The organism is uncultured Aliivibrio sp. (assembly GCF_946479765.1).
Taxonomy (GTDB): Bacteria; Pseudomonadota; Gammaproteobacteria; order Enterobacterales; family Vibrionaceae; genus Aliivibrio.
This window is the reverse complement of the sequence record NZ_CAMLHO010000038.1, coordinates 1-25,159: the sequence shown is the minus strand read 5'-3', so window position 1 is coordinate 25,159 and position 25,159 is coordinate 1. Positions and strand designations below refer to the sequence as shown.

At 39.2% G+C, this 25,159-nt stretch carries 20 protein-coding genes and 1 pseudogene; 12 read left to right on the top strand and 9 right to left on the bottom strand.

Translation table 11 applies throughout. From position 1 onward, the window contains the following. Nucleotides 1–10: 10 nt before the first annotated feature. Nucleotides 11–159 (bottom strand): annotated as a pseudogene (locus Q1K78_RS13450) (helix-turn-helix domain-containing protein). Between the two features lie 349 nt (nucleotides 160–508). Here Q1K78_RS13450 and Q1K78_RS13445 point away from each other — a divergent pair. Both Q1K78_RS13445 and Q1K78_RS13440 read left to right on the top strand, forming a co-directional pair. Further along, a complete protein-coding gene (locus Q1K78_RS13445) occupies nucleotides 509–1,621 on the top strand; it encodes an AAA family ATPase (protein WP_300179717.1) in 1,113 nt (370 codons plus the stop codon). Continuing rightward, the gene (locus Q1K78_RS13440; RefSeq protein ID WP_300179714.1) at nucleotides 1,614–2,393 is read left to right on the top strand and encodes a hypothetical protein; all 780 of its coding nucleotides are present in this window, start codon (nucleotides 1,614–1,616) and stop codon (nucleotides 2,391–2,393) included. The genes Q1K78_RS13445 and Q1K78_RS13440 overlap by 8 nt, the downstream gene beginning before the upstream one ends. A 133-nt stretch (nucleotides 2,394–2,526) precedes the next feature. Here the strand turns inward: Q1K78_RS13440 and secF are convergent, their stop codons facing one another. The 4 genes from secF to Q1K78_RS13420 all read right to left on the bottom strand — a co-directional run bounded on the left by secF (nucleotide 2,527) and on the right by Q1K78_RS13420 (nucleotide 6,903). Beyond that, nucleotides 2,527–3,426 (bottom strand): protein translocase subunit SecF, encoded by a 900-nt coding sequence (secF, locus tag Q1K78_RS13435; RefSeq protein WP_300179711.1) that lies wholly within the window; start codon nucleotides 3,424–3,426, stop codon nucleotides 2,527–2,529. A 3-nt stretch (nucleotides 3,427–3,429) separates the two neighbouring features. Continuing rightward, nucleotides 3,430–5,253 carry a protein translocase subunit SecD gene (gene secD / locus Q1K78_RS13430; RefSeq protein ID WP_300179708.1) on the bottom strand — a complete coding sequence of 608 codons (1,824 nt, stop codon included), beginning with the start codon at nucleotides 5,251–5,253 and terminating at the stop codon, nucleotides 3,430–3,432. 120 nt (nucleotides 5,254–5,373) lie between these two features. Continuing rightward, nucleotides 5,374–5,880, bottom strand: coding sequence for a hypothetical protein (locus Q1K78_RS13425; protein WP_300179705.1), 507 nt, complete (start codon nucleotides 5,878–5,880; stop codon nucleotides 5,374–5,376). 108 nt (nucleotides 5,881–5,988) lie between these two features. After that, the gene (locus tag Q1K78_RS13420; protein ID WP_300179702.1) at nucleotides 5,989–6,903 is read right to left on the bottom strand and encodes a LysR family transcriptional regulator; all 915 of its coding nucleotides are present in this window, start codon (nucleotides 6,901–6,903) and stop codon (nucleotides 5,989–5,991) included. A gap of 158 nt (nucleotides 6,904–7,061) precedes the next feature. On the opposite strand from Q1K78_RS13420, the gene Q1K78_RS13415 reads away from it, so the two are divergent. The 5 genes from Q1K78_RS13415 to Q1K78_RS13395 all read left to right on the top strand — a co-directional run bounded on the left by Q1K78_RS13415 (nucleotide 7,062) and on the right by Q1K78_RS13395 (nucleotide 12,545). Further along, nucleotides 7,062–8,102, top strand: a complete 1,041-nt coding sequence (locus Q1K78_RS13415) for an HlyD family secretion protein (protein WP_300179699.1) — start codon at nucleotides 7,062–7,064, stop codon at nucleotides 8,100–8,102. Nucleotides 8,103–8,104: 2 nt separating this feature from the next. Continuing rightward, nucleotides 8,105–9,709 carry a DHA2 family efflux MFS transporter permease subunit gene (locus Q1K78_RS13410; protein ID WP_300179696.1) on the top strand — a complete coding sequence of 535 codons (1,605 nt, stop codon included), beginning with the start codon at nucleotides 8,105–8,107 and terminating at the stop codon, nucleotides 9,707–9,709. A gap of 69 nt (nucleotides 9,710–9,778) precedes the next feature. Then, complete coding sequence (rsuA, locus tag Q1K78_RS13405; protein ID WP_300179693.1) at nucleotides 9,779–10,483, top strand: 16S rRNA pseudouridine(516) synthase RsuA; 705 nt, start codon at nucleotides 9,779–9,781, stop codon at nucleotides 10,481–10,483. A gap of 166 nt (nucleotides 10,484–10,649) precedes the next feature. After that, nucleotides 10,650–11,855 (top strand): Bcr/CflA family multidrug efflux MFS transporter, encoded by a 1,206-nt coding sequence (locus Q1K78_RS13400; RefSeq protein WP_300179690.1) that lies wholly within the window; start codon nucleotides 10,650–10,652, stop codon nucleotides 11,853–11,855. After that, nucleotides 11,856–12,545, top strand: a complete 690-nt coding sequence (locus Q1K78_RS13395; protein WP_300179687.1) for a DUF2913 family protein — start codon at nucleotides 11,856–11,858, stop codon at nucleotides 12,543–12,545. 93 nt (nucleotides 12,546–12,638) lie between these two features. On the opposite strand, the gene Q1K78_RS13390 is transcribed toward Q1K78_RS13395, so the two are convergent. Further along, nucleotides 12,639–14,084 (bottom strand): DUF2867 domain-containing protein, encoded by a 1,446-nt coding sequence (locus Q1K78_RS13390; RefSeq protein WP_300179685.1) that lies wholly within the window; start codon nucleotides 14,082–14,084, stop codon nucleotides 12,639–12,641. Between the two features lie 344 nt (nucleotides 14,085–14,428). Between Q1K78_RS13390 and Q1K78_RS13385 the strand changes: the two genes are divergently transcribed. The 5 genes from Q1K78_RS13385 to fabV all read left to right on the top strand — a co-directional run bounded on the left by Q1K78_RS13385 (nucleotide 14,429) and on the right by fabV (nucleotide 21,742). Next, nucleotides 14,429–15,100: an ABC transporter ATP-binding protein gene (locus Q1K78_RS13385; protein ID WP_300179682.1), complete on the top strand. Its 672-nt coding sequence runs from the start codon at nucleotides 14,429–14,431 to the stop codon at nucleotides 15,098–15,100. Beyond that, a complete protein-coding gene (locus Q1K78_RS13380) occupies nucleotides 15,081–17,534 on the top strand; it encodes an ABC transporter permease (protein WP_300179679.1) in 2,454 nt (817 codons plus the stop codon). Before Q1K78_RS13385 ends, Q1K78_RS13380 begins: the two co-directional genes overlap by 20 nt. Next, nucleotides 17,534–18,655 carry a lipocalin-like domain-containing protein gene (locus Q1K78_RS13375; RefSeq protein WP_300179728.1) on the top strand — a complete coding sequence of 374 codons (1,122 nt, stop codon included), beginning with the start codon at nucleotides 17,534–17,536 and terminating at the stop codon, nucleotides 18,653–18,655. Before Q1K78_RS13380 ends, Q1K78_RS13375 begins: the two co-directional genes overlap by 1 nt. Before the next feature lie 163 nt (nucleotides 18,656–18,818). Continuing rightward, a complete protein-coding gene (gene nhaA, locus Q1K78_RS13370; RefSeq protein ID WP_300179677.1) occupies nucleotides 18,819–19,976 on the top strand; it encodes a Na+/H+ antiporter NhaA in 1,158 nt (385 codons plus the stop codon). A gap of 563 nt (nucleotides 19,977–20,539) precedes the next feature. Then, nucleotides 20,540–21,742 (top strand): enoyl-ACP reductase FabV, encoded by a 1,203-nt coding sequence (gene fabV / locus Q1K78_RS13365; RefSeq protein ID WP_300179674.1) that lies wholly within the window; start codon nucleotides 20,540–20,542, stop codon nucleotides 21,740–21,742. Nucleotides 21,743–21,828: 86 nt separating this feature from the next. Here the strand turns inward: fabV and Q1K78_RS13360 are convergent, their stop codons facing one another. From Q1K78_RS13360 to Q1K78_RS13350, 3 genes are all read right to left on the bottom strand, one after another. Beyond that, entirely contained in the window at nucleotides 21,829–23,514 is a 1,686-nt protein-coding gene (locus Q1K78_RS13360; RefSeq protein ID WP_300179671.1) for an aspartate:alanine antiporter, read from the bottom strand. A gap of 145 nt (nucleotides 23,515–23,659) precedes the next feature. Next, nucleotides 23,660–23,923: a GrxA family glutaredoxin gene (locus tag Q1K78_RS13355; RefSeq protein WP_012550576.1), complete on the bottom strand. Its 264-nt coding sequence runs from the start codon at nucleotides 23,921–23,923 to the stop codon at nucleotides 23,660–23,662. A 231-nt stretch (nucleotides 23,924–24,154) separates the two neighbouring features. Beyond that, a complete protein-coding gene (locus Q1K78_RS13350; RefSeq protein WP_300179665.1) occupies nucleotides 24,155–25,009 on the bottom strand; it encodes a MurR/RpiR family transcriptional regulator in 855 nt (284 codons plus the stop codon). Nucleotides 25,010–25,159 lie beyond the last annotated feature (150 nt).

Here is a 25,159-nt window from a genome sequence, read left to right as displayed (position 1 = left end):
TCTCTTCAATTCATTGTTCAATACTTACACGCTTAAACATCAGCTCTCACCGACTTTAAACCCTAGGAGTTTACGTTCGCTAGCTAATCGGTAAGCCGTTTTTTCATTGAGTTTTAAATAGATCGCCAACTCTTGAATAGTGAATATATCGTCAGCCATTCACAATACCCTCTAACTTAGTCTAATCCTAACATATGAATTAATTGAGGAATTAGAAAGGTAAGAAAAATTAGCAGATCACCCACAAAAAAATGGATCCAGCCTAAACCAGACCCCCAACATCAGCCGCATTCCCTGCGGCTTTTTACTGTCTATTATCTAAACCTAAACACAACCCTTACGGTTCTTCAGAAATCGGTTTTGGCTTATAGTGATCCGAATTCAAACCAAAGTACTCAAGATGTCTTGGATTTGTACCTCGCTCCAATTTTGCCGTAAAAAAATTACGGCACTGTTGGTGGTGTGCTATAGTTAACGCTGTTAATTTCTTTAATTCTGGATAATAAAGATGCTTGCTAAACTTGTCGTCAAAAATTTTCGTAACTTTGAAAACTGGTTTGAGATAGATCTCAAAAGTGATCGCTCGTATGAATTCAGCAAGCATGTTGTGGAAAATCAAATTGTTAAGCATGGTGTTATTTACGGTATCAATGGTGAGGGTAAGTCAAACCTTGGGCTTGCGATTATTGATGTAACTAGCCATCTAACAGATAACAATCTTCAACCGGGATTGAGTACTAACTACTTAAATGCAAATTCTAAAGATAAACTTGCGGAATTTAAATATCAGTTTGATTTTAATGGCATTGAGGTTCTTTATAGCTATGGTAAAGAAAAATGCTCGACAACCGTTTATGAAAAACTAATTATTGATGGAATTGAGGTCGTTAATTTTGATCGCAGAGTCTCATCCATTGCTGACTTTAACTTACCCGGTTCAGAAACGTTGAAGAATGATTTTGCAGGTAAAGATATTTCACCTGTTAAGTATCTTAAGTCAAATGCGTTGCTTGATGAGCATGTTATTAATGATGTATTCGATACATTTATGAAATTTGTCGATGGAATGGTCTTTTTTAGAACGCTCTCGAAGCTTCAGGAATTTTATGGTCAACCAACGGGTAAGCAACGTGTATCTCAAGCTATTATCGAGCAAGGTAAACTAAAAGATTTTGAAAAATTCCTTAATGAGTCTGGTGTAACTTGTAAGCTGAAACAATCAGGCGCCGAGAATGAAGAAATTATTGAGTTTGATTTCGGTGAGCGAAGCATTGAGTTTTCTCAAGCGGCGTCAACTGGGACGATATCCCTTGGTAATTTTTATTATTGGTATCTGAAGCTTACCTCTGGTGAAATATCATTTGCATATATTGATGAGTTTGATGCTTATTATCATTTTTCATTGTCACAGCATATTGTTAATCATATATCACAGACTAACTGCCAATCCCTTATGACGACTCATAACAGTACATTGATGTCTAATAATATTTTAAGACCAGATTGCTATTTTGTTCTAGCTAAGCAGAAATTAAATCCACTCTATAAACTAACGGATAGAGAAATCAGAAAGGCTCATAATTTAGAGAAAATGTATCGCTCTGGAGCTTTTGATGAGTAGTTACGTTCTTTGTATATTTGAAGGGAAGCGTGCTGAGCCAAATATTACTAATAACCTTTGTTTGAATCTTCTGCAAGATGAGGACAAGGTTATTCTTAGGGCATCCTATGGTTGTAATATCTATAAATTATATGCAGAGATTGAAAAAGATCCGTATTTAGATACTTATGAGCTAATAGTAGAAGAATTAATAAAACGGCAAAAAGAAGAACAGCGTTTAGGTCGAGATCTACGTGAAGAAGAACTAGCGGTTTTAAATATTGATAATTCAAGCTTAATTAGTGATATTTATCTTATATTTGACTACGACGCCCATTGTAGCAATGCTAATGATGAAAAATTAGTTGAGATGCTAAATAAGTTTAACAATCCGCAAGAAGAAGGATTGTTAATTGTTAGCTATCCGATGGTTGAAGCAATAAGGCATCAAAGAGGCTTAGAGTATAGCGAAGAATTATATGCTTTAAGTGAGTTTGGTAACTACAAGGCTTGGACTAACAAGGATGCAGAGCTAGATAAAAAATACCATAATTGGGGCGCATATGACTTTGATACTTGGAGAGAAATAGTCGCTCAGCACCTTGCTCGCGCTAACCATTTAGTGACAAATGAACTATCACTTCCTAAGAGTCAAATTGAACAACAAGAGATTTTTACTCAACAGCTTGATAAACACATACCTAATGGGTGTGTTGCGGTGATTTCATCATTCCCATTAATGCTTTTTGATTATTATGGACAAGCGTTAATGTCGAAATTACGATTTGTGTAGAGTCATATTTATTAGTTGAAGTGAAGTTTCCACCCACAAAAAAGGGACCCAGTCTAAACCAGATCCCCAATATTAGCCGCATTCTCTGCGGCTTTTTACTGTCTATTATCTAAACCTAAACCTAAACAAATCCCTACGGCTCTTCAGAAATAGGCTTCGGCTTGTAGTGATCCGAATTCAAACCAAAGTACTCAGGTAAACTTGTACCTACCGAGATAGAAGACCAAGTACCCGTCACGATACCGATGAACATTGCAATCGCAAAGCCTTCTAGTGGACCGCCACCTAATAACCATAAAGATCCAACCGTAATTAGGGTTGTACCTGATGTCACCATAGTACGAGAGAAGGTCGCAGCAACGGCTTCGTTATTCACTTCTTGAATCGATAACTCAGGTTTGGCAATTAATAGCTCACGGATTCGGTCTGCAATGATGATCGAGTCATTCAACGAGTAACCTAAAATCGCCAAAATAGCGGCTAGGGTGGTTAAGTTAAACTCCATTTGAGTGGCAGCAAAGAAACCAAGCACAAACACGATATCGTGGGTTAGGGCAAACAAAGAGCCCGAAGCCAAACGCCATTCAAAGCGGTAGCTCAAGTACGCTAAGATAACCAAAACAGACACCAATAACGCCATGCCGCCTTGCTCAGTTAGCTCTTCGCCAACTTGTGGACCAACAATACTGGTGTTTAATACTTGAATGTCTGAGTGCAGCGGAGCAAGCACCTCAGTCAATGGTGGAAGCTCAACGCCTTTTGGTGGAATCGCATAACGCAACACCCAACGACCCGGCTCACCAGAGGCAATAACCGCGACATCTTGTTTAAAGCTAGCATCTAATAACGGCGCAATTTCACTGCTTGTGATTTTGCTATCAATTTGAACTTCACTCACGATACCGCCAGTAAAATCCAAGCCCCAGTTAAGGCCTTTCATTGCTATCATGCTGAGTGCAAAAATCATTAAACCGATAGAAACCACACTCGTCATGTGACGCCATTTTGTTGCATTTTTCATATTTATAAACATAACTTAAATCCTAACATCATGACGAGAATCACGACCCCAAACTAAATTGATAATGGCACGTGACGCGAAGATGCCTGTAAACATACTGGTTAATAGACCTAAGCCCAGAGTTAATGCGAAGCCTTGAATAGGGCCGTTACCGATAGTGTATAGAACCACCGCTGTGATCATTGTGGTGAAGTTGGCATCGAAAATCGTGCCAAATGCACTACTAAAGCCTCTATCAATCGCTTGTGCTAATGTTCGGCCTTCTTTCTGTTTATCTTTAATACGTTCAAAAATAAGTACGTTAGTATCAACCGCCATACCAACCGTCAGTACTAAACCTGCAATACCGGGAAGGGTAAGAACCGCCCCTGGAATAAGCGCAAGTAGACCAAACAGCATCACCATGTTGCTGACAAGTGCAATATTTGCCACCCAACCTAAACGACGATACCAAACCGCCATAAATAGCAGAGTTAAGCCAAGACCAAGACCTAAGGCAGCAAAACCATTTTGAATGTTCTCAGCACCAAGAGTGGGGCCAATGGTACGTTCTTCAACGATAGTGACAGGCGCAGTGAGTGAGCCAGCACGAAGAAGTAGAGCAAGCTCTTGAGATTCTTGAAGTGAGCCAGAACCTGTGATTCTAAAACGGCTACCTAATTGGCTTTGAATCGTTGCAACACTGATGATTTTATTGCTTTGAGTGGTTTCGCCTTTGCTATTACGACCGTACTCGTTGTACGACGTTGCCATTGGTTTACCGACATTGTGACGAGAGAATTCAGACATGATTTTGCCGCCTGAACTATCAAGAACAATGTTTACTTCTGCCATGCCCATTTCGCCTAAGCTTGCGCGAGCATCAACAATGTGATCACCACTTAGTACGGGTTTTCTACCCACACGAACTGGTTGTCCGTTTTCATCAGGAACGATCATTGTACTGCCAGTGCCTTGTTCTTTTACGGCATAGAACGCCAAGCTAGCAGTTGCACCGATAACATTTTTTGCAGCAGCTGGGTCTTGAACACCCGGAAGCTCGATACGAATGCGGTTTTCACCTTGGCGTTGAACTAAGGCTTCAGTGATACCTAATTCTTCAATACGGCTGCGCATGGTTTGTAAGTTTTGTTGCACGGTAAGGTTACGAACAGCCACTTTCTCAGCGTCTTTTAAGGTTAATTTAAGCGCTAAATCCGAGTCGTTGGCTACTTGCCATGTTGGGTAATTTTTATGAATGAATTGACGAGCAGCATGGCTTGCTTCTTCTGATGGAAGGCGAACCACTAAGCTGTCACTGCCTTCTTTTTGGATGCGAACAGAGCGAATGCGTTCATCTCTTAATTCTTGTTTTAGCGAGTCAGCAAGTTCGTTACGTTGCGCTTGGTAAACTTGGTTTACATCAACATCTAATAAGAATTGAACACCACCACGTAAATCTAGACCCAGTTTTATTGGTTCAAAGCCCATGTTTTGTAGCCAAGCAGGAGCCGCAGGCGCTAAAGATAACGCTAAGGTTGTTCCTTTTTTACTGTCATCAATCACAGTCGCCAGTACATTTTTTGCTGCGGCTTGCTGTGCTTCTTCTTGTAGGATGACGATGGTTTTATCGCCTTTCTGTTCAATACGTTTTACGGTAATACCTTGGTCGGTTAACGTGTTTTGTAATTGAACAATAGAAGGGATTTGACTGTCTTTATTGGTAATTTGAACCGCGGCATCTTCACCGTACCAAGTAGGAATGGCACTTAATAATAGAACCACAAGGGTGGTAATAAGAACGATGTATTTCCATTTCGAATAATGGTTCAATCGTTGTATCGGTTGTTTTTTTTGCATATTAATTTCACCTCACACACGAAAAACGTATGCGAAAAAGTCATAGACAATCACTCAAATCATTACTTTTTATTTAATGAATGATAAAGCGATGTAGATAAATTACGGTTGGTTGTGAAATTAAGAGTGGGGATATAGCCGCTGACTGTAGAGGAGGTTACTTTCTTTCCAAGCAGATACGCGAGAGCTTGAAGAGTCGCTATTCAGTGCCCAATTTACGGTAGGTTTTGGTTTTTCTTGATAACCAATCGTCAATTGTTCTGATGGTATTGCAGGGATCTCTAACGCTAATTCATAAACAGGAGATACTTCCTCTGGTTCATGACGCGCCAAGTTTGCCATGCGAGAAGAGTAACCAATGCCTAAGTTTACATCGTGGCTTTCAGAGATTTGTTTAGAGTGTGCTGCTGATGAGTCCGATTGAGTCGTATCGATATTGCAGGTCGAAAAATTAATAGACTGAATATGAGTAGAGTCAATGGAAACCGTTACTGGTAAGGTTGAGTGTTGTTCAATGGTAAGTGCTAAAAAGTCACTGTCGTCGTTTTGATGATGTGTAGATGCCTGAGCAAGCGAAGTTACTCCTAAGCATAAACAAATGATCAATAATCGAAACAGTTGTACCACGAAAAATCCAGTAATGATGTTAATAGACCATCGCATCGTATTCGATGAATGACCTTACTGGCAAGTGAAATTAATAAATTCAGAAAAATTGATGTAATTTTAGTGAAATCATTTGGCCTTATTTCTTTCCGCTGTTGTTAATTCAAATCGCTCAAGTACGTGGTCAATAAAAACACGTAATCGTTTTGGTATCAGCTTATTTTGTGGAAAAACCAAGCTAATGGCGGCTTTCGGTAAATCCCAATCAGGGAGGATTTGCACTAATTCGCCATTTTTAATGTGCTCTCGACATAAGAACTCAGGCAAAGAGGCAATGCCTAAACCACTTAAGCAAGCAGATTTACAGGCAGTTATTGTATTTACTTTTAAGCGATAAGGAAGATTAACACGGATGGCTTTATCTACTTGATTAAAATAAAGATTCGGTATTTTAACTGCGTTAACGACTTTGATTTGATGATGAGGCGAATCAAGATCTTCTGGAGAGGTAATTTCTCCATAAGTAGTTAAGTACTCAGGGCTTGCCACAATAATACGTTCAGAAAAATCGATGGTTCTTGCCACTAAAGAAGAGTCATTAATTTCTCCTATCTGAACATAGAGATCAATGCCATCACCAATAATGTCGACTTCTCGATTGGTCATTTCGACATTAATAGACACTTCTGGATAGCGAATAAGAAAGCTATTGATGTAATCTGACATCACGCTGTGCCCAATTTCTACAGGCATAGCTAAATTAAGATGACCACGGATTAAGTTTTGATTCGCGGTCAGTTCAAGTTCGGTTTGTTGCATAATATCAAGCACCTTGACACTCGCTTGATAAAAGATCTCACCTTCTTGGGTTAAGCCTAATTTTCTGGTTGAGCGAGTGATCAGCTTCACACCTAAGTGCTCTTCAAGTTCAGCGAGTTTTCTACTCACTGTCGATTTTGTCATACCAAGGTTGGTGGCTGCTTGAGTAAAACTTCCTGAATCAATGACTTGGTTTAATATTGTGATGTTGTTTAAGTCCATCATTATGTTAACTCGTCCAATTAGTAAGATTTATGCAACAGTGTTTCCTTTTTTTCCTATCTAATCAATGAATCATTTTCGTTTTATACTGTTTATCTCTTATTTATTACATCCATGTTTATTGCAATGTGGGTGGCTTCATTTTCAAGTGGGTACGCACAGTGGTAGAACAGCAAAAGAAAAAAAATAAAGCACCTTTGATTGCGACAATCGTTATTATTTTATGTGGTCTCGCTGGTGCCGGGTATTGGTATGGTTATGGTCAGTATTTTCAATCAACAGACAATGCGTATCTGCAAGGTGATATCACGACAATAAGCCCTAAAGTGGGTGGCTACATTGCTAAAACATTTGTTGAAGATAACCAAGTAGTGAAAGCGGGTGATTTATTGGCAACAATAGACAGTCGTGATTTTGTTGCTGAAAAAGAGAAAGCAGAGGCAAACGTATTAGTTAATGCGGCATCGATTAAAAACTTAGTAGCAGAGCGTAAATTACAAGACATTCGTATTCGCCAAGCAGCCAGTGAAATTGAATCCGCTAAAGCAGAATACGAGCGTACTCAACAGCAAGTTAAGCGTACTAAAGCGCTAATTAAAAAGAACTATTCATCACAAGATGAGTTGGATAACAACGTTTCTCATCTTAAAGTGGCACTAGCCAATGTAGATGCGGCGAAAGCAAATTATCAAGCATCGAAAGAACAAATTAATGTTATCGAAAGTGAGATAGCTCAAGCTGAAGCGGCACTAAATCAAGCGAAAACAGCGTTAAAACAAACAGAGCTTAATCTGTCTTATACCAATATATATGCGCCGATTGATGGCGTGGTGGGTAAACGCAGTTTGCGTACAGGGCTACTTGTTCAAGCGGGCATGCCGTTGCTAAGTTTGGTTCCAACCACTGAAGTATGGATAGAAGCAAACTTTAAAGAAACACAGCTTGGCGATATTCATAAAGGACAGAAAGTATTTGTGGATCTTGATGCGTACCCTGATCTGCATCTAAAAGGCGTTGTTGATAGTTTCTCTCCTGCAACGGGCGCGAAGTTCGCGTTGTTACCACCAGAAAACGCAACGGGTAACTTCACTAAAATTGTACAACGAGTACCGGTGAAAATTACTATTTTGAATGCTGATTTATTAGATGGTCAGTTAATTCCTGGGCTTTCTGTTGTTGCTACGGTTGATACTCGAGGTTAATCATGACTCAAGAATTAACAGCCACAAATCAAAATAACTTAGCGGATACACCGATAGAGCCAGAGATCCCAAGACGTCATTGGATAGCTCTGTTCGGTGGCTTGCTTGGTGCCTTTATGGCGATTCTGGATATTCAGATCACCAACTCGTCTCTAAAAGATATTCAAGGTGCTTTATCGGCAACGATGGATGAAAGTTCATGGATCTCTACCTCATACCTTGTGGCTGAAATGATCGCCATCCCATTAAGTGGTTGGCTATCGGTCGCGATTGGTAAGCGTCGGTATTTAACGTGGACCACCATTATTTTTGCGGTGGCGTCAGTCTTATGCTCACTCTCTTGGAGCATGGGATCGATGATTGTCTTTCGTGCGATCCAAGGTTTTAGTGGTGGTGCGTTAATTCCTTTGGCGTTTTCTCTTGTTGTTCAATTATTACCGTTAAATAAACGTGCGGTGGGGATGGCTCTCTTTGGGGTGACTGCGACGTTTGCTCCATCAATTGGCCCAACATTAGGCGGTTGGTTAACGGAAAACTTTTCGTGGCATTACATTTTCTATATCAATATCCCACCAGCTATCGCGCTTATTTTTATGGTGAACTATGGTCTTGATGATGAACCATTACGATTAGACAGCTTGATCAAAGCTGATTGGTTTGGCATTACGACTATGGCAATCGGGTTGGGTTGTTTAGAAGTGGTTTTAGAAGAAGGAAATAGAGAAGAGTGGTTTAGTTCTAGTTTTATTATTACCTTGTCGATTATCTCTGCCATCAGTTTGATTTATTTTGTGATCAATGAACTACAGCATAAAAATCCGTTAGTAAATTTGCGGCTGCTTAAACAAAGTCAGTTTGCCATGTCGTGTGTTGCCTATTTAATTTTAGGAATGGCATTACTTGGGTCAATTTACGTACTGCCTATGTATATGATCCAAATTCAGGGCTATAACTCATTAGAAATTGGTGAAGTACTAATGTGGATGGGCTTTCCGCAGTTGTTAATTTTCCCATTAGTCCCTAAGTTAACTCAGATTATTAAAGCCAAGTATCTGGTGTTTTTTGGTTTTTCAATGTTCGGTATTAGCTGCTTTGTAAATACACACATGAGTTATGATTTTGGTGGCGACCAATTGATTTTTTCTATGCTACTGCGTGCTATTGGTAGCCCATTTATTATGGTGCCGCTGTCATTAGTGGCGATGGAAGAGATCCAAAAACATCAAGTGGCCGATGCCTCAACGATTACCAATGTACTGCGTAACTTGGGTGGTGCGTTCAGTATTGCGTTTATTGCGACACTGTTGGATAACAAAACCCGCGAACACTTGGGACATATCAAAGAAACCTTAACTACGGTAAGTACGGATGGGTGGCATCACTTACAACAAAGTGCTGCCATGTTTGTGTCAAAAGGGAGCGATCCTGCAACGGCGATGTTACAAGCTAAAGCGTCATTAAGCATGACGATGCAAAGAGACGCGGCAATCATGGCGTATAATGATGTGTTTTTCATGATGACGTGTTTCTTAGGTTTTGCTGCATTTATGATGTTTTTTGTTAAATCGAATTCGAATCCAGGGTCAATCGAGGCTGGAGGGCATTAATTGTTTATGGTTACTCGCATCTTTAAGTGGTTTTGGTATAATGCGGCAGAATATTGAAATGAGGTTCTCATGCGTTTAGATAAATTTTTGTGCGAAACATTAGGTGCTACCCGTAGCGAAGCTACTCGAATTGTTAAAAGTGGTAACATCACTGTTAATGGCGTAAAAACAAAAGTTACTTCAGTAAAAGTAACGGATGATTCAACCGTTGAGTTGGATGGCCGTGAGCTTAAATTCCATGGTCCTCGTTATATTATGCTATTTAAGCCAGATGGCTATGTGTGTTCTCATGAAGACAGCACGCATCCATCGGCGTTAACATTATTAGATGAAGTGAATGTAGATAAATTACATTTTGCGGGTCGCCTTGATGTTGATACGACAGGTTTAGTGCTAATTACTGATGATGGCCAATGGTCACATAAAATTACGTCACCAAAGCGTAAGTGCTCTAAAACATACCGAGTATGGCTTGATGAGCCAATTGGTGCTGATTACGCTGAGCAATTAGCGGAAGGCATTCAGCTGAAGAGCGAAACTGGTTTGACGATGCCTGCAACAATGGAAATTGTAAATGAAGACGAAAACGAGCTTCTATTAACTATCCAAGAAGGCAAGTATCATCAAGTGAAACGTATGTTTGCTGCTTTAGGTAATAAAGTTGAAGGCTTACACCGTTCTCAAATTGGTGGTTTAGGTTTAGATTACTCACTAGAACCTGGTGAATATCGTTATCTAACTGCTGAAGAAGCAGAAGCGGTTATTAGTAAATAATTCACACTGTTTATCAGTGAGTGAGAAAAGCGGTGTGGCAGTAATGCTACACCGCTTTTTTGTAAATTATTGCAAAGAATTCGAATATAAAAAGCATGTTGTAACTAGGGCGTGATAATATTATTAGTCCTATCCTGTTTCTAACTATTGCTTGGTTTCTTGCCCTATGTCATCAACTGCCACCAATCCCCTTGAATCACCCACATTAAGTATCTTGTTGATCGTTATTTTAGGTGCGATTTCAGCGCTAACCCCACTTGCTATTGATATGTATGTCCCAGCAATGCCAAGTATAGCGGCAGATCTTGGTGTATCAGCTGGCTCTGTTCAAATGACATTAACCGCTTATACGGCAGGTTTTGCTATTGCCCAATTAATACATGGTCCACTTGCTGATAGTTATGGGCGACGACCAGTATTAATTATAGGTACTGTGCTGTTTGCACTTTGTGCGGTTATTGGTGCTCAAGTGGATGGTATTGAATCATTAATGTATATCCGCGTATTGCAAGGCGTTGCGGGTGCTGCATCAGCCGTGGTAGTGCAAGCTATTGTTCGTGATATGTTTAACAAAGAAGATTTTGCCCGCATGATGGCGTTTATTACGCTTGTAATGACGGTAGCCCCATTGGTAGCTCCTATGATTGGTGGACACATGGCGGTCTGGTTTGGCTGGCGTTCAATTTTTTGGTTATTGGCTATTTTTGCAGTCCTTATTATTTTTGCAATACTGTGGCGAATTCCTGAAACACTTGCAGAAGAAAATCGTTCTCCATTTAACTTGCGTACTTCGTTAAGAAACTACCGTTCATTATTTAAAAACCCAGTATCTCTTGGTTTAATTTTTTCGGGTGCTTTTTCTTTTGCTGGGATGTTTTCATTTTTAACGGCAGGATCGTTTGTCTATATCGATATTTATGGTGTCAGTGTTTCTAACTTTGGCTACCTGTTTGGTTTGAACGTTGTTTTCTTAATTGTAATGACCACGATTAATGGTCGTATGGTTAAGAGAATGGGTTCACATAATATGATTAAATTCGGTCTTTCAATTCAATTGTTTGCTGGCGTATTAATGATGATAGGTCAGTTATTGAATTGGGGTTTATGGGGAACCGTGGTTCCTGTGGTGTTATTTGTTGGTTGTATTTCAACGATAGGTAGTAATACTATGGGGCTGTTATTGAGCCACTACCCCAAAATGGCAGGAACGGCATCATCATTAGCGGGTACATTAAGATTCGGTACTGGCTCCCTTGTTGGTGTCGGTATTGCGATGTTTCCTGCTGATTCTGCTTGGCCTATGGTGAGTTCCATGGCAGCATGCTCTATCTTATCTTTTGGTTGTTATTTTGTTTTTGGACGTAAAGCGTAAATGAGTAAAGAGACAAACACAGTGAATTATTATCAAGAAATTCAAAAAGTAATTAATGAAGCTCTCGCTGACTTACAAGTAAGTAAGGACAGCGGACGCTTACCTAAAAACCCGGTAAGTGCAAATCACTTTTTGATCCGTTGGGTGACCACTGCGATTAAATCACAGCGTTTTTCTCGTTGTGTAGTAAAAGATCTGCAAACTTGGCAGAAAGAAGGCCGCACTAAAGGAACGGGAACACAATTACCTGTTCGCTTTGAGCATTACTCTCGTTTATACGCTGCACTAGCTCCTGTTGAGACAGTAGTGCCGATTACAAAGTCAGGATTAATGGCGTGGTGTGAATCACTTGAAGAGCAAGAGTGGTGTGTAACCACAGATTTTGAAGTGTTAGCAAAAGCCTCTTTATTCTCAGATGGTGATCATTCGTTAATTATCTGTGCGACACAATTAGCATCGTGCTTTGAAGGTGATGATGCTGAAAATCAACTTCTTGTGAAGCCGCTAACTTGTTATGTTCGTGGTAATCATCATGAGTTTGTTGAATCGGCTTTTGAGCACGGTTTGATGGTACATAAGCGTTCGGATTACAAATCAAAAGTTAAATATCATGGTGAATATCTAATCTATCCAAATAATCATGGTATCCAATTAGGTGAGACTCCGTTTTCATTTAATGTGAAAAAATAATAGAGTTAGTCTCTTCGTAAATAGCTAAAAGCGCAGTTAGTCTGCGCTTTTTTATGCTGATTTTTTGTGTTTTCTCTATTTCATCTCTTATTTCTATTCGTGTTCTTGTTCTGCTTTTTTACAAATAGCTTTTACCATGCCTTTAAAAATAAACAGATGAGCAGGGAACATAGCAAACCAATACATCAATCCCCAGAATCCTTTTGGATGCCACCAAGCACGAACATCTAACTGACGATGATGCTTGTCAATGTCCTTAATTGAAAACTCTAATCGTCCTAATCCCGGCGCTGTCATTCCAAAAAGTAATGATAAGAATTTGTTCTCTTCGCAGCGGATCACTTTCCATGAGTCAATATAATCGCCTAATTGAACTTTACCTGATTCTGGTCTTCTTCTGATTGGAAACGATCCGCCTAGTAAAGGATCTAACCATTCTCTGGTTCGCCATAGCGCGTTAGCAAAGAAATAGCCTTCTTTACTGCCTAAGCGTTCAATGACAGCCCAAAGCTGTTGGGCTGATGCAGTGGTGGTAAAACTTGCGCCTGCTTGCTTTGGGTAAAAACCATAATCGGATCGCCAACGTTTTAAGGCGCTTGGGTCAAAGCCCCATATTTCAGTTTTTATTGTCTCGTCATTGGTTTCTTGGGCGCTGTTTATTGCTTCAGGCAGAGAGAGTAATGGTTGAGGAAAGGCATCTTGTATTTTGGTGTTATCAGCGATTAAGTCATGGTCTATTCCTGCGAGTAGGGCCCGGCCTAAATCAGAGGGAACAGACGTTACAACACCTAGCCATAATCCTGCAAATCCCGGACTAATAAAGCGTGTTGGAATAATTTTAATTGAACGGTGATTACGCTGAGCAATGAGATGAAATAGTGAGTGGTAACTGACCGTTTCAGGCCCGCCCGCTTCAAAGGTGATGGATTCAGTGAGCGGATAGTCAATGCATTGGATGAGATAATAATTAAGGTTTTCTATCGCAATGGGGTTTGCTTGTGAGTTAATCCAAATAGGGCAAATTAATAACGGAAAATGATTAACAAAATCGGTCATAATTTCAAAAGCAGCAGATCCTGTTCCAATGATTATTCCTGAGTTGATCTCTATAGTCGGTATGCCTGTTGAACGTAGTAATTCACCTGTTTTCTTACGGGCAAGTAAGTGTTGAGATTGGTAGCCTTCTGGCTGCAATGCGCTTAAATAAATTATCTTGGTTAGAGACGATTGTTCTGCGGCAGTTTTAAAGTTTTCAGCAAGGGAGACTTCATAGTCAATAAAATCATGGCCATGCGACATACCATGAACTAAGAAATAGGCAATATCACAATGTTCCATTAATGGAAGAATCGAATCTGCATCTTCTAAATCAAGGTAATTACATTGCAAATTTGGATGATCAACAACCCTATCAAGTAGGTAGTCAATATTACGAGCGCAAGCAATTACCTTATGCCCTTGCTGTAGTAATTGTGGGATTAATTGTGAGCCAACATACCCTGAGGCACCAACGATTAGGATTGTACTTTTTTTATTCAAGATTGCTCCCTTACCTTGTGAATGTAAATATTAATTACGTTTTGATTCTAGTACAAGTTGTTGACATATACCTAATGGATCTTGTGTAGTGCAAAAAGTTAATTTGTTGTTTATTTAAGGTTCTTCCATGTCTGTTTGCACTAAGATATTGTCTCTCAATAGTTTGGTTAAATTTATCTAATGAAATCAAAAAATGGATTAAAAATCGGGTAGATACGTAACAAAATATTGGTTTTTGTGTGGTATCAGTAACAAGGCGAGACTGTGACTATAAAAAGCTTTATGCAAGAAGGGTTATAGTGTAAATTCTGTCACCGATATCACAAAAATCGTTGAGAGGGTATATGTTAAAACTGATAAACCTGAATAAGGGTTATTTGGATGGTGGCGAGTTTCATCCAATCCTTCAAGGGGCAGAATTAACAATTGAGCAAGGCGCTCAAATTGCATTAATGGGCGAAAGTGGCTCAGGCAAAAGTACTCTTTTAAATCTGATTGCAGGCTTAGATAGTGTAGACAGCGGTGAAATAGATATTGCTGGCTTTTCTATGCATTCGCCAAAACAAGGCTCTCGTACTTCTTATCGTAGAAATAATATTGGTCTTGTTTTTCAACAGTTTAATCTTCTTCCTACCTTAACTATTGCGGATAACATTCGTTTTTGTCGCCAATTAAAAGGGCTACGAGATGATGGTGCGCTGTGGCGTCAAATTATTTCAGCATTAGATCTTATGCCTTTATTAGGTCGCTACCCTGAAGAAATCTCCGGTGGACAGCAACAACGTGCTGCGATTGCTCGTGCCTTATATATGGAACCTAAGTTATTGTTGGCTGATGAACCGACTGGAAGTTTAGATGAGAAAAATGCAGAAGCAGTAATGCGCTTACTTACTCGTCTATCTCGTGATCTTCACTGTACCTTATTATTGGTGACTCACAGCGAGAAAGTTGCGGATCATATGGATGGACTAGTGAAGCTTCAAGGAGGGCGATTAAATGTTATTTCCGGTAGCTAAAGCGCTTCTTGGACACTACCGTCGACATCCATTGCAAATATTTTTAGTATGGCTCGGGTTAACATTAGGTGTTTCACTCCTTGTTGGTGTATTAGCCATTAATGACCATGCTAAAAGTAGTTATAGCGCAGGCGAAAAATTATTTTCAAATCCTTTTCCTAATCGTATTCGTGCCATTCAAGATAATATGGCTATTCCTCAGGCGTTCTATATTAATTTACGCCGTGCTGGTTACACCAATTGTATGCCAGTGCAAACTATCCATCTAGAAACCAAAGACGATATTAATATTTCGGTGGTTGGTATTGATCCGGTTGCTTTGATGCAGATCTCAGTTAACAGTGTCGCTAAAACAGACGATATGCTGGCGTTAATGCGTCCGCCATTTCCTGTTTTAGTGAGCCAACCTTTAGCGTCTTATTTTGATCTTGATGATGGTGATTATATAGATCTACAGAATCAATCGAGTATTGGTCCTGTTATTATTGATAAGGAACAGCGTCTATCGGGCTCTAGGATTTTTTCTGATATCGCACTAACAAAAATGTTGGGGCACAAAGCTGGTTTTGATATCGTGCTTTGTGGTGAGATGTCGGACAATAAAAAAGAACGATTAGAAAGAATGCTGCCAAGAGGTTTGCATCTAGAAATACATAAAGAATTTGGTTTAACCGCACTGACTAAGGCGTTTCATACTAATTTATTGGCAATGGGTATGCTTTCTTTCGTGGTGGGGTTATTCATTTTCTACCAAGCGATGTCTCTTTCTTTTATTCAGCGCCAACCATTAGTTGGAACACTAAGGCAAATTGGGGTTTCAACTAAAGAGTTGATTGCCGCAATGAGTCTTGAGGTTATCTTATGGGTCTTCATTGGCTGGGTAAGTGGTAATGTATTTGGTTTAGTGCTGGCAAATAAGTTAATGCCAACCGTGTCAAATAGCTTATATTCATTATACAGTGCTGATGTAGATTTATTGATTACCTGGAGCTGGAATTGGAGTTATCAAAGTCTTTGGCTGGCTGTTTTAGGGTGTGTTCTAGCTTGTGGTTGGCCCCTTTACCGCTTATTGAGTATTGAACCGATTCGTTTAACGGCGCGTTTATCCCTTGCTCGTTTTGCAGGTAAAGAATTTGAAGTGCAAGCCATTATTGCTGGTGTATTTTGTGTTGCTGCCTATTTAATTAACTTATTACCTCATAGCCATGAAAGTGGATTTATGTTGATCGGATTTTTAATGATCAGCGTAGGCTTATTGACTCCGTTTATTATTTGGAAATTTTTCGATTGGCTATCCTATCGACTGCCATCAGCAAAAGCACGTTGGTTCTTTTCTGATTCAGCAGCAAGCTTGAGTTACCGTGGTGTTGCTGCAATGGCTTTTATGTTGGCGTTAGCATCCAATATTGGGGTTGAAACCATGGTTGGTAGCTTCAGAGCTACAACTAACAATTGGTTGGAACAACGTCTAGCAGCAGATATTTATATTGAACCTAATAAATCGTCTGCCAGTCGGATCAGTTACTGGTTAGAAAAACAACCAGAAGTAGAGTCAGTTTGGCGACAATGGAAAACTGATTATCAAACCGAATATGGAAATTTAGAAATACTGAGTACGGGTTCTAGTCTTGGTGAAAAGAAAGCGCTTACCATGAAAGTAGCGGTACCTGAGTTTTGGTATGGGCTCCATCATTCTCGTAGTCTATTAATTAGTGAGTCAATGGCGTTGAAATGGAATTTTAAACCGGGCGACTATTTAGATTTACCTGCTCCTATGGGGGATAATTGGTTAATCTCAGGCGTTTATTATGATTATGGTAATCCATACAATCAGTTATTACTTCCCCACAGTGCTTGGCTAAAAGTGTTTAGTGGGCAGGGTAAAATAGGGATTGGTGTTGTATTAAATAACAGTGATAAGCGGACTGAGTTAATTGGTCGCACCTTAAAGCAATTCCGTCTGCCTATTGAACAAATAAACGATAATAATAATATTCAAGTTAAAGCCATGAAAGTGTTTGATCGTACTTTTATAGTGACAGGAACTCTGGGTAATTTAACACTTGTCATTGCGGTGTGTGGTCTGTTTTTTGCGACCTTAGTCGGTGAGATTTCTCGTCAGCGGCAAACGGCGTTGTTACGTTGTTTAGGCTTATCAGGCAAAGAGTTAATTTTACTGGGGGGATTACAGCTCCTTATTATTGGGCTATTTACTATTTTAATTGCTTTACCGTTAGGTATTGTTCTATCTCAATTGCTTATTGATATTGTTATGAAGTTCTCTTTTGGTTGGACTATGGATATTAATTACTTTCCAAGAGAATATTTGATGACTTTTTCATGGACGTTATTAGCATTGACGGTTGCAGGTGCAGCAACGGTATGGAGAGTAACAAGACGACAAGCTATCATCTCACTAAGGGAATCGTTGTGATGCAGCAAAATGATGTTAAGAAAATTAGTCTTAAAATATCTCTTTTTATTTTTGTGTTTATCTTGGGATTAGCGATTGCTTATTATTTCAACTGGAAGGATGTTGATACTGAAGGGAGCAATGAAGTAAACGCCATTCTTTCTCAATCTAACCATGCTTTTTTTGATCCTGTTTTACCTGATACGCAATTAAACTTTCCTAAAGACTTTGGTGAACATTCTAATTTTCAGCATGAAAAATGGATGATGACGGTGAATGCGGTTGACCAAGAAGGCAATAGTATTGGTATTCAGTGGACTATTTTTCGTATATCAAGTGATGATAGGGAAACTAGAGGTTGGTTAGATCCTCGCTTATATATAGCTAAATTGATTATTACGACTAAGAATGGTAAATGGGTTGGAGAGCGTTTAGCGCGAGGTGGGATAGGTCAAGCAGGGGTAACTCAAAGGCCATATAGAATGTGGATTGATGATTGGCAATGGAGCAGTTTTGGGCGTAATCCATTTCCTGGTTTGTTATCAGCAGCTTCTGACGATTTTTCATTAAAGCTTTCTATTAATTCAAACGATAAGCCAATTCCATTAGGTGATAAAGGGTATTCAAGAAAACACGATTTAATACCTGTAGCTTCTTATGAATATATCTTTCCATTTTTGACTGTGCGCGGAAACCTCACTTTAGATAATAGAGCATATACAATTTCAGGTAAGGCCATTTTAGAGCATGAATGGGCGAGTGGATTCTTAGATGAGTACGAACAAGGTCGAGATTGGTTTATTATCAATTTGGATCGAAAACGTAAATTGCTTATTGCTCAATATCGCCATAAAGATCAAGCGCCTTATCGTTATGGGGCTCTATTGTATAAAAATGGTGATTATTCTTTATTGACTGAAAATGATTTTACGTTACAAACATTGCCAGCTCGTCAGCTTAAGAATGGGCGAAAACTTCCCCTCCAATGGATCATAAATGCACCAAGCTATAATCTTAATTTAACCACTCAGGTAGTAAGAAACGAGCAGTGGCTTGATACATTAATCCCATATTGGCAAGGTCCAATAACAACTACGGGTTCACATCAAGTAACAGGTTTTATGCAATTAACAGGTTATTAAGTAACAAAAATGTATTCGTTGCGAATAAAACAGAGTATAACTGCCAATGCATCGGTTTTTCCGATGTGTTGTCTCTGAACAAGCGATTATTATTGATCTAGAACAACGGGTAGAATTTATTATTCGTTTCAATAAACCAATTATTATAAGTAAAGGGCATCTTATGAGTGATGTTATTAAGAATTTTTTTAAACTAGAATCTGCCGGTGGGATTCTATTAGTGATTGCGGCTGCAATTGCGATGATGGTTGCCAACTCTTCTTTTGCTCCAATGTACGATACTTTTTTACATACCTACATTGGTGGCATGTCTGTTTCTCATTGGATTAATGACGGCTTAATGGCTGTATTCTTTCTTTTGATTGGCCTAGAAGTTAAACGTGAATTACTTGAAGGCGCACTAAAGTCGAAAGAAACAGCTATCTTCCCTGCGATTGCAGCGGTCGGTGGTATGCTTGCACCTGCGTTAGTTTATGTTGCCTTTAATATGGGTGATCCAGAAGCACTTTCTGGTTGGGCGATTCCTGCTGCAACTGATATTGCTTTTGCTCTAGGTATCATGGCATTACTTGGTAATCGAGTACCTGTAAGCTTAAAAGTATTTTTATTGGCGCTTGCAATCATTGATGACCTAGGTGTTGTTGTTATTATCGCTTTCTTCTACACCAGTGATTTATCAGTACTCGCGCTTGTGATTGGCTTTGTAATGACAGGAATTTTATTCCTACTTAACTCAAAGCATGTATCTAAAATTCGTTGGTATTTATTAGTTGGCTTTATTTTGTGGGTTAGTGTTTTGCAATCTGGAGTTCATGCTACGTTAGCGGGTGTTGTACTAGGTTTCGCTATTCCTCTAAAAGGAAACAAAGGCGAGCGTTCACCTCTAAAACATATGGAACATGCATTACACCCATATGTAGCATTTGGTATCTTACCGTTATTTGCATTTGCCAATGCTGGTATATCATTAGAAGGTGTATCATTAGACAGCTTAACAACCACGTTACCATTAGGTGTTGCATTAGGTCTGTTCCTTGGTAAACCACTAGGTATCTTCAGCTTTAGTTACCTTGCGGTGAAATCAGGAATTGCTAAGCTGCCTACAGGGGTTAACATGAAGCATATCTTTGCAGTTTCAGTCCTTTGTGGCATCGGCTTTACCATGTCGATCTTTATCTCATCGTTGGCATTTGGTAGTGCGAACCCTGAGTTTGATAAGCTTGCTCGCCTTGGTATTTTGATGGGCTCGACATTAGCGGCGGTTATTGGTTACTTGCTATTGAGTATATCTCTTCCAAAGAAAGCGAATGCTGAAGCTTAAATAAAACATTGAGTTAAATATAAAACACCTCGTTTGATACGGGGTGTTTTTTTATCTGAAGAATAGCCTAATTTCAGACAAAAAAAAGCCCAGACAAATGTGAATGGGCAAAGGAATATAAGGAATTATGAAAAAGTATTGCAGTGTTGATAAGGTAAAATTTGGCGGCCTGCTAAATTCTAGTCGTTCTCTATCAACGGGTACTAAATCAGACTAGCGATTTTTGGATTAGTTCAAAATAAATAACGAATTTTATTTGTTTTTTATAACATGAATTTACGGCGACCGAATAAAGAAAAACCCGTTATCTATAATCGCTAAATATTAGCGAGATAACGGGTTGCTTGAATTAATCAAGAAAAAGCAGTGGAATTATGAACATAACATCAGACTTCACTTTACTTAGATAGTTCAAAAAAAGTGAAGGTAATTCCATTTTTTTCTTAAAATATACTCTGACACCTCCAACCACTCACTATTTTGACAAAAATTGTCATAAATGGGATGCGAACTGGATAAGAACCTTTTATTCTAGAAGGTAATTATTAAAAGGAAAGTTGAATATGATCATCAAACCTAGAATTCGTGGATTCATTTGTACAACCACTCACCCTGTTGGTTGTGAGCACAACGTGAAAGAACAAATTGCCCTGACTAAATCACAAGGCCAAATTGCTAATGCACCAAAGCGTGTATTGGTTGTTGGTTCTTCAAGCGGCTATGGTCTTTCTTCTCGTATTACTGCGGCATTCGGTGGCGGCGCGTCAACTATTGGTGTTTTCTTTGAAAAAGCAGCAACTGAGAAAAAAACAGGTACAGCAGGTTGGTATAACTCTGCTGCATTTGACAAGTTTGCTAAAGAAGAAGGCCTTTACTCTAAGAGTTTAAATGGTGATGCTTTCTCTAATGAAGCAAAGCAGAAAACAATCGATTTAATTAAAGAAGACTTAGGTCAGATTGATATGGTGGTTTACTCTCTGGCATCTCCAGTGCGTAAAATGCCAGAAACAGGTGAAGTGATCCGTTCTTCACTTAAACCAATTGGTAATACATATACAGCAACTGCGGTTGATACCAATAAAGATGCGATCATTGAAGCGTCGGTTGAACCAGCGACAGAGCAAGAGATCCAAGACACTGTTACCGTAATGGGTGGTGAAGATTGGGAATTATGGATGAACGCATTATCTGATGCGGGCGTTCTGGCTGATGGTTGTAAGACGGTTGCTTATAGCTACATCGGTACTGAGTTAACATGGCCTATCTACTGGGATGGCGCGTTAGGTAAAGCTAAGATGGATTTAGATCGTGCAGCGACAGTGCTAAACGAAAAACTATCTGTAACTGGCGGTACAGCAAACGTAGCAGTACTTAAATCTGTGGTAACTCAAGCAAGTTCTGCAATTCCGGTAATGCCTCTTTATATCGCAATGGTATTTAAGAAAATGCGTGAAGAAGGTGTTCATGAAGGTTGCCAAGAGCAAATCCTACGTATGTTCAGCCAGCGTCTATACAGAGAAGATGGTTCGGCACCTGAAGTGGATGATCAAAATCGTCTACGTTTGGATGATTGGGAACTTCGTGAAGATATCCAGAAACATTGTCGTGAGCTATGGCCTCAAGTAACAACTGAGAACTTAAAAGACTTAACCGACTATGTTGAATATAAAGAAGAGTTCTTAAAACTGTTTGGTTTTGGCGTTGATGGTGTTGATTATGATGCTGACGTGAACCCAATGGTTGAGTTTGATGTTGCTGATATCTAACTAATAGCATTGTTATAAGCAGTAAATAGAAGACAAAATAAAACCCCTGAGTGCATTATCATTCTGGGGTTTTTATTGTCTATAAATTAATTAGCTAGTAAGATCATAATGGTGCCAGCTACGGTCATTAGGATATTGGCAATCGCATAAGTACCTGCATAACCAAGTGCAGGAATGGTACTACGAGCATGCTCATTCACTACATCCATTGCAGGACCACAAGTACGAGCACCAATAATCGCACCTATCAACAGCGCACGGTTCATATTTAAAATATAAGCACCAACAATATAGGCGAGAATAACAGGAACAACACTGACAATTAGAGCCGCTGCTAATACTTTTAAACCATCTTCTGAGAAGTACTCATTAATGTTTCCACCAGCACTCAGACCAATCCCGACCATGAAAACCAGTAAACCAAGGTTCTTAGTCATATTAAGCGCACCTTGAGGTACGTAACCAAAAGTAGGGTGGTTAGCTCTTAAAAAACCTAATGTGATACCTGAGATCAATAAGCCAACCGCATTACCTAACCCAAAAGTAACCTGCCCAAAGCTCATTGTTATCATCCCGAACATAATGCCAAGAATAAAGAAGCTACAGAAAGCTAATAAATCTGAAACCTGGCTATGAATTGAGATAAAACCAATCTTATCGGCAATATGGTGAACTTTGCTTTTTTCACCACTAACTTGAAGAATATCTCCTTTAGCTAGCACGATATCATGCTCAATTGGCATTTCAATTTGCGCTCGAACTACACGGTTTAAGAAGCAGCCGTATTCAGAAAGGTTGAGTTCTGAAAGACGTTTTCCTGCAATATTATCGTTCTTTACAACGATTTCTTCTTCAGCAATACGCAAATCTAATAGATTACGGTCAAAGACTTCTTTACCATTTCTAAAGCTTGGATCCAAACGCGCATGGCTATCTGGGTAACCTACTAATGCAATTTCATCACTTTGTTGCAAGATGTAGTCGCCATCAGGGTTAGCGAGAATACCATTACGACGTATACGTTCAATATGACAACCGGTTTGACGGTGTATACCTAGCTCACGCAGGTTTTTACCATCAGTCCAATCAATTAGCTCTTGTCCAACACGATAAGCTCGAATAATTGGTAGGTAGACTTTTCGTTGCCCTGCACTACCAATACCTCGTTCTTGCGCTATTTGCATCGCACTGTCTTGTAGGTTCTGTTTTTGTAACCGTGGTAATAAACGCGCTAATAAAATTAGACTGGTTAAACCGATCAAATACGAGAAGGCATAACCGACACTAAGATTATCAATCACTTTACTGAAATCAACACCTTCAGGCAAAACGACTAAACCAGAATTTAACGCATCTTTAGCTCCCACTAATACTGGAGTAGCGGTAAGTGCTCCTGCCATCATTCCGGTAGAAAGACCGTAATCTAACTGAAAGTAATGATCGATTAAGAAACTGAGAGAAACCGCAGAGATAAGGACGACTAATACCAGTAGTAAATAGTGTTTACCATCACGGAGGAAAATACCAAAGAAGTTTGGGCCAGCTTCAATACCGACACAAAATATAAACAGCATGAAACCAATATTGAGTGAGTCTGCGGTAAAGGTATAACCGATACTTCCCATAAAGAGGGCGGTGATAAGAACACCAATAGAACTGCCTAATTGAAAGCTACCGATTTTAACTTTAGCGATAAATAAGCCGAGAGCGAGAACAACGAATAAAAGTAAGATATCATTTTGCGATAACAAGGTCGCAACATCAATGTTCACTGTATTTTGCCTGAAATATGGAAGAAGAAAATGTGATGCAAGTCTAACTTAAAAATGGCGAATGCATAACCATATTTATAAATAAAATGAAAAAAAATCACCACTTAAAAGTGATGATTTAAAATGCATTGATGTTGGCTATTGATTAATCAAAAAGACCAAGGTTTTCTTTTGCATACGCTTCAAATTCTGTGCAGCCACCGATGTGATCTTGGTCGATAAAGATTTGAGGAACAGTATCAACTGGCTTACCGACTGTTTTTTCTAGATCAGCTTTTGAGATCCCTTCTGCATGAATATCAACATAGCGGTAGTTAAAATCTTCACGCTTTGCTTTTAGTGTTTCAGCATGTTCTTTTGCACGAACACAGAATGGACAACCAGGACGACCAAAAATAACAACAAACATAATGTAACTCCAAATAGTAAGGGATGCGTATTACTCGCAATCAATAGGTACACTATGCCTGTTGAAATAAGCAAAGTAAAGATGGTTTTATCTCTTTGATCAATAGCTAAAACCTATCGGTTAGTTTGTTTGTTTATGAAAGGGAGTAAAACGAATAAAAATTAATACAGCTTATAAAAAAGAACCAGCATATAAGCCAGTTCTTAGGATAAATTAGGAGGTTAGAAAAGATCAGTGTGAGCTGTCTTTTTCATAACGGGAATCTTTAAGTGCTTCTTTCACGCGTTTTAAATTATCTCTAAAACCGGCACCTCTACGTAGCGTAAAGCCAGTCGCTAAGACATCAATGACCGTCATTTGTACAACACGGCTTGCCATTGGCATATAAACATCAGTGTCTTCAGGAACATCTAAGCAAATCGCAAGCGATGCCATTTTTTCAAGAGGAGAATCTTTCGCTGTGATTGCGATAACAGTTGCGCCGTTTGATCTCGCTAATTCTGCTATCTCGACTAGACTCTTTGTGCGACCAGTATGAGAGATTAATACCACTACGTCATTTTCAGTACTGTTAATGCAACTCATGCGTTGCATAACGATATCATCAAAACAAGTAATTGGAATATTAAAACGAAAGAACTTGTTCATAGCATCATGAGCAACAGAAGCGGAAGCGCCAAGACCAAAAAATGAGATTTTCTTTGCTTGAGTTAATAAATCAACAGCGCGATTAATTTGCATTGAATCTAGGCTATTTTTTGCCACATCTAAGCATGCCATTGTCGATTCAAAAATCTTATGCGTGTAAGCATCTGGCCCGTCATTTTCTTCAACGTTACGGTTCACATAAGGTGTACCATTCGCTAAGCTTTGAGCCAAATGAAGTTTAAAATCGGGAAAGCCTTTAGTATCTAAGCGACGACAAAAACGGTTAACGGTAGGCTCACTTACGTCAGCCATTTTAGCTAAGGTAGCAATGCTAGAGTGAATGGCCGTTTGTGGCGATGCCATAATAACTTCAGCAACTTTGCGTTCTGACTTACTGAAATTATCTAAATTGTTTTGTATTCTTTCAATTGTATTCATATTCACTCTTCTTAGATGCCGTTTTTAGCATAACACTAACCAGAATAACCTACCTTGGTACTACTTTGGTTAGCGCTATAAAATCATTATTGATAATTAGTATATACGTTTGTGTAGTAGGCCTCTAATAAATGGCGATCTTGAGTGTTT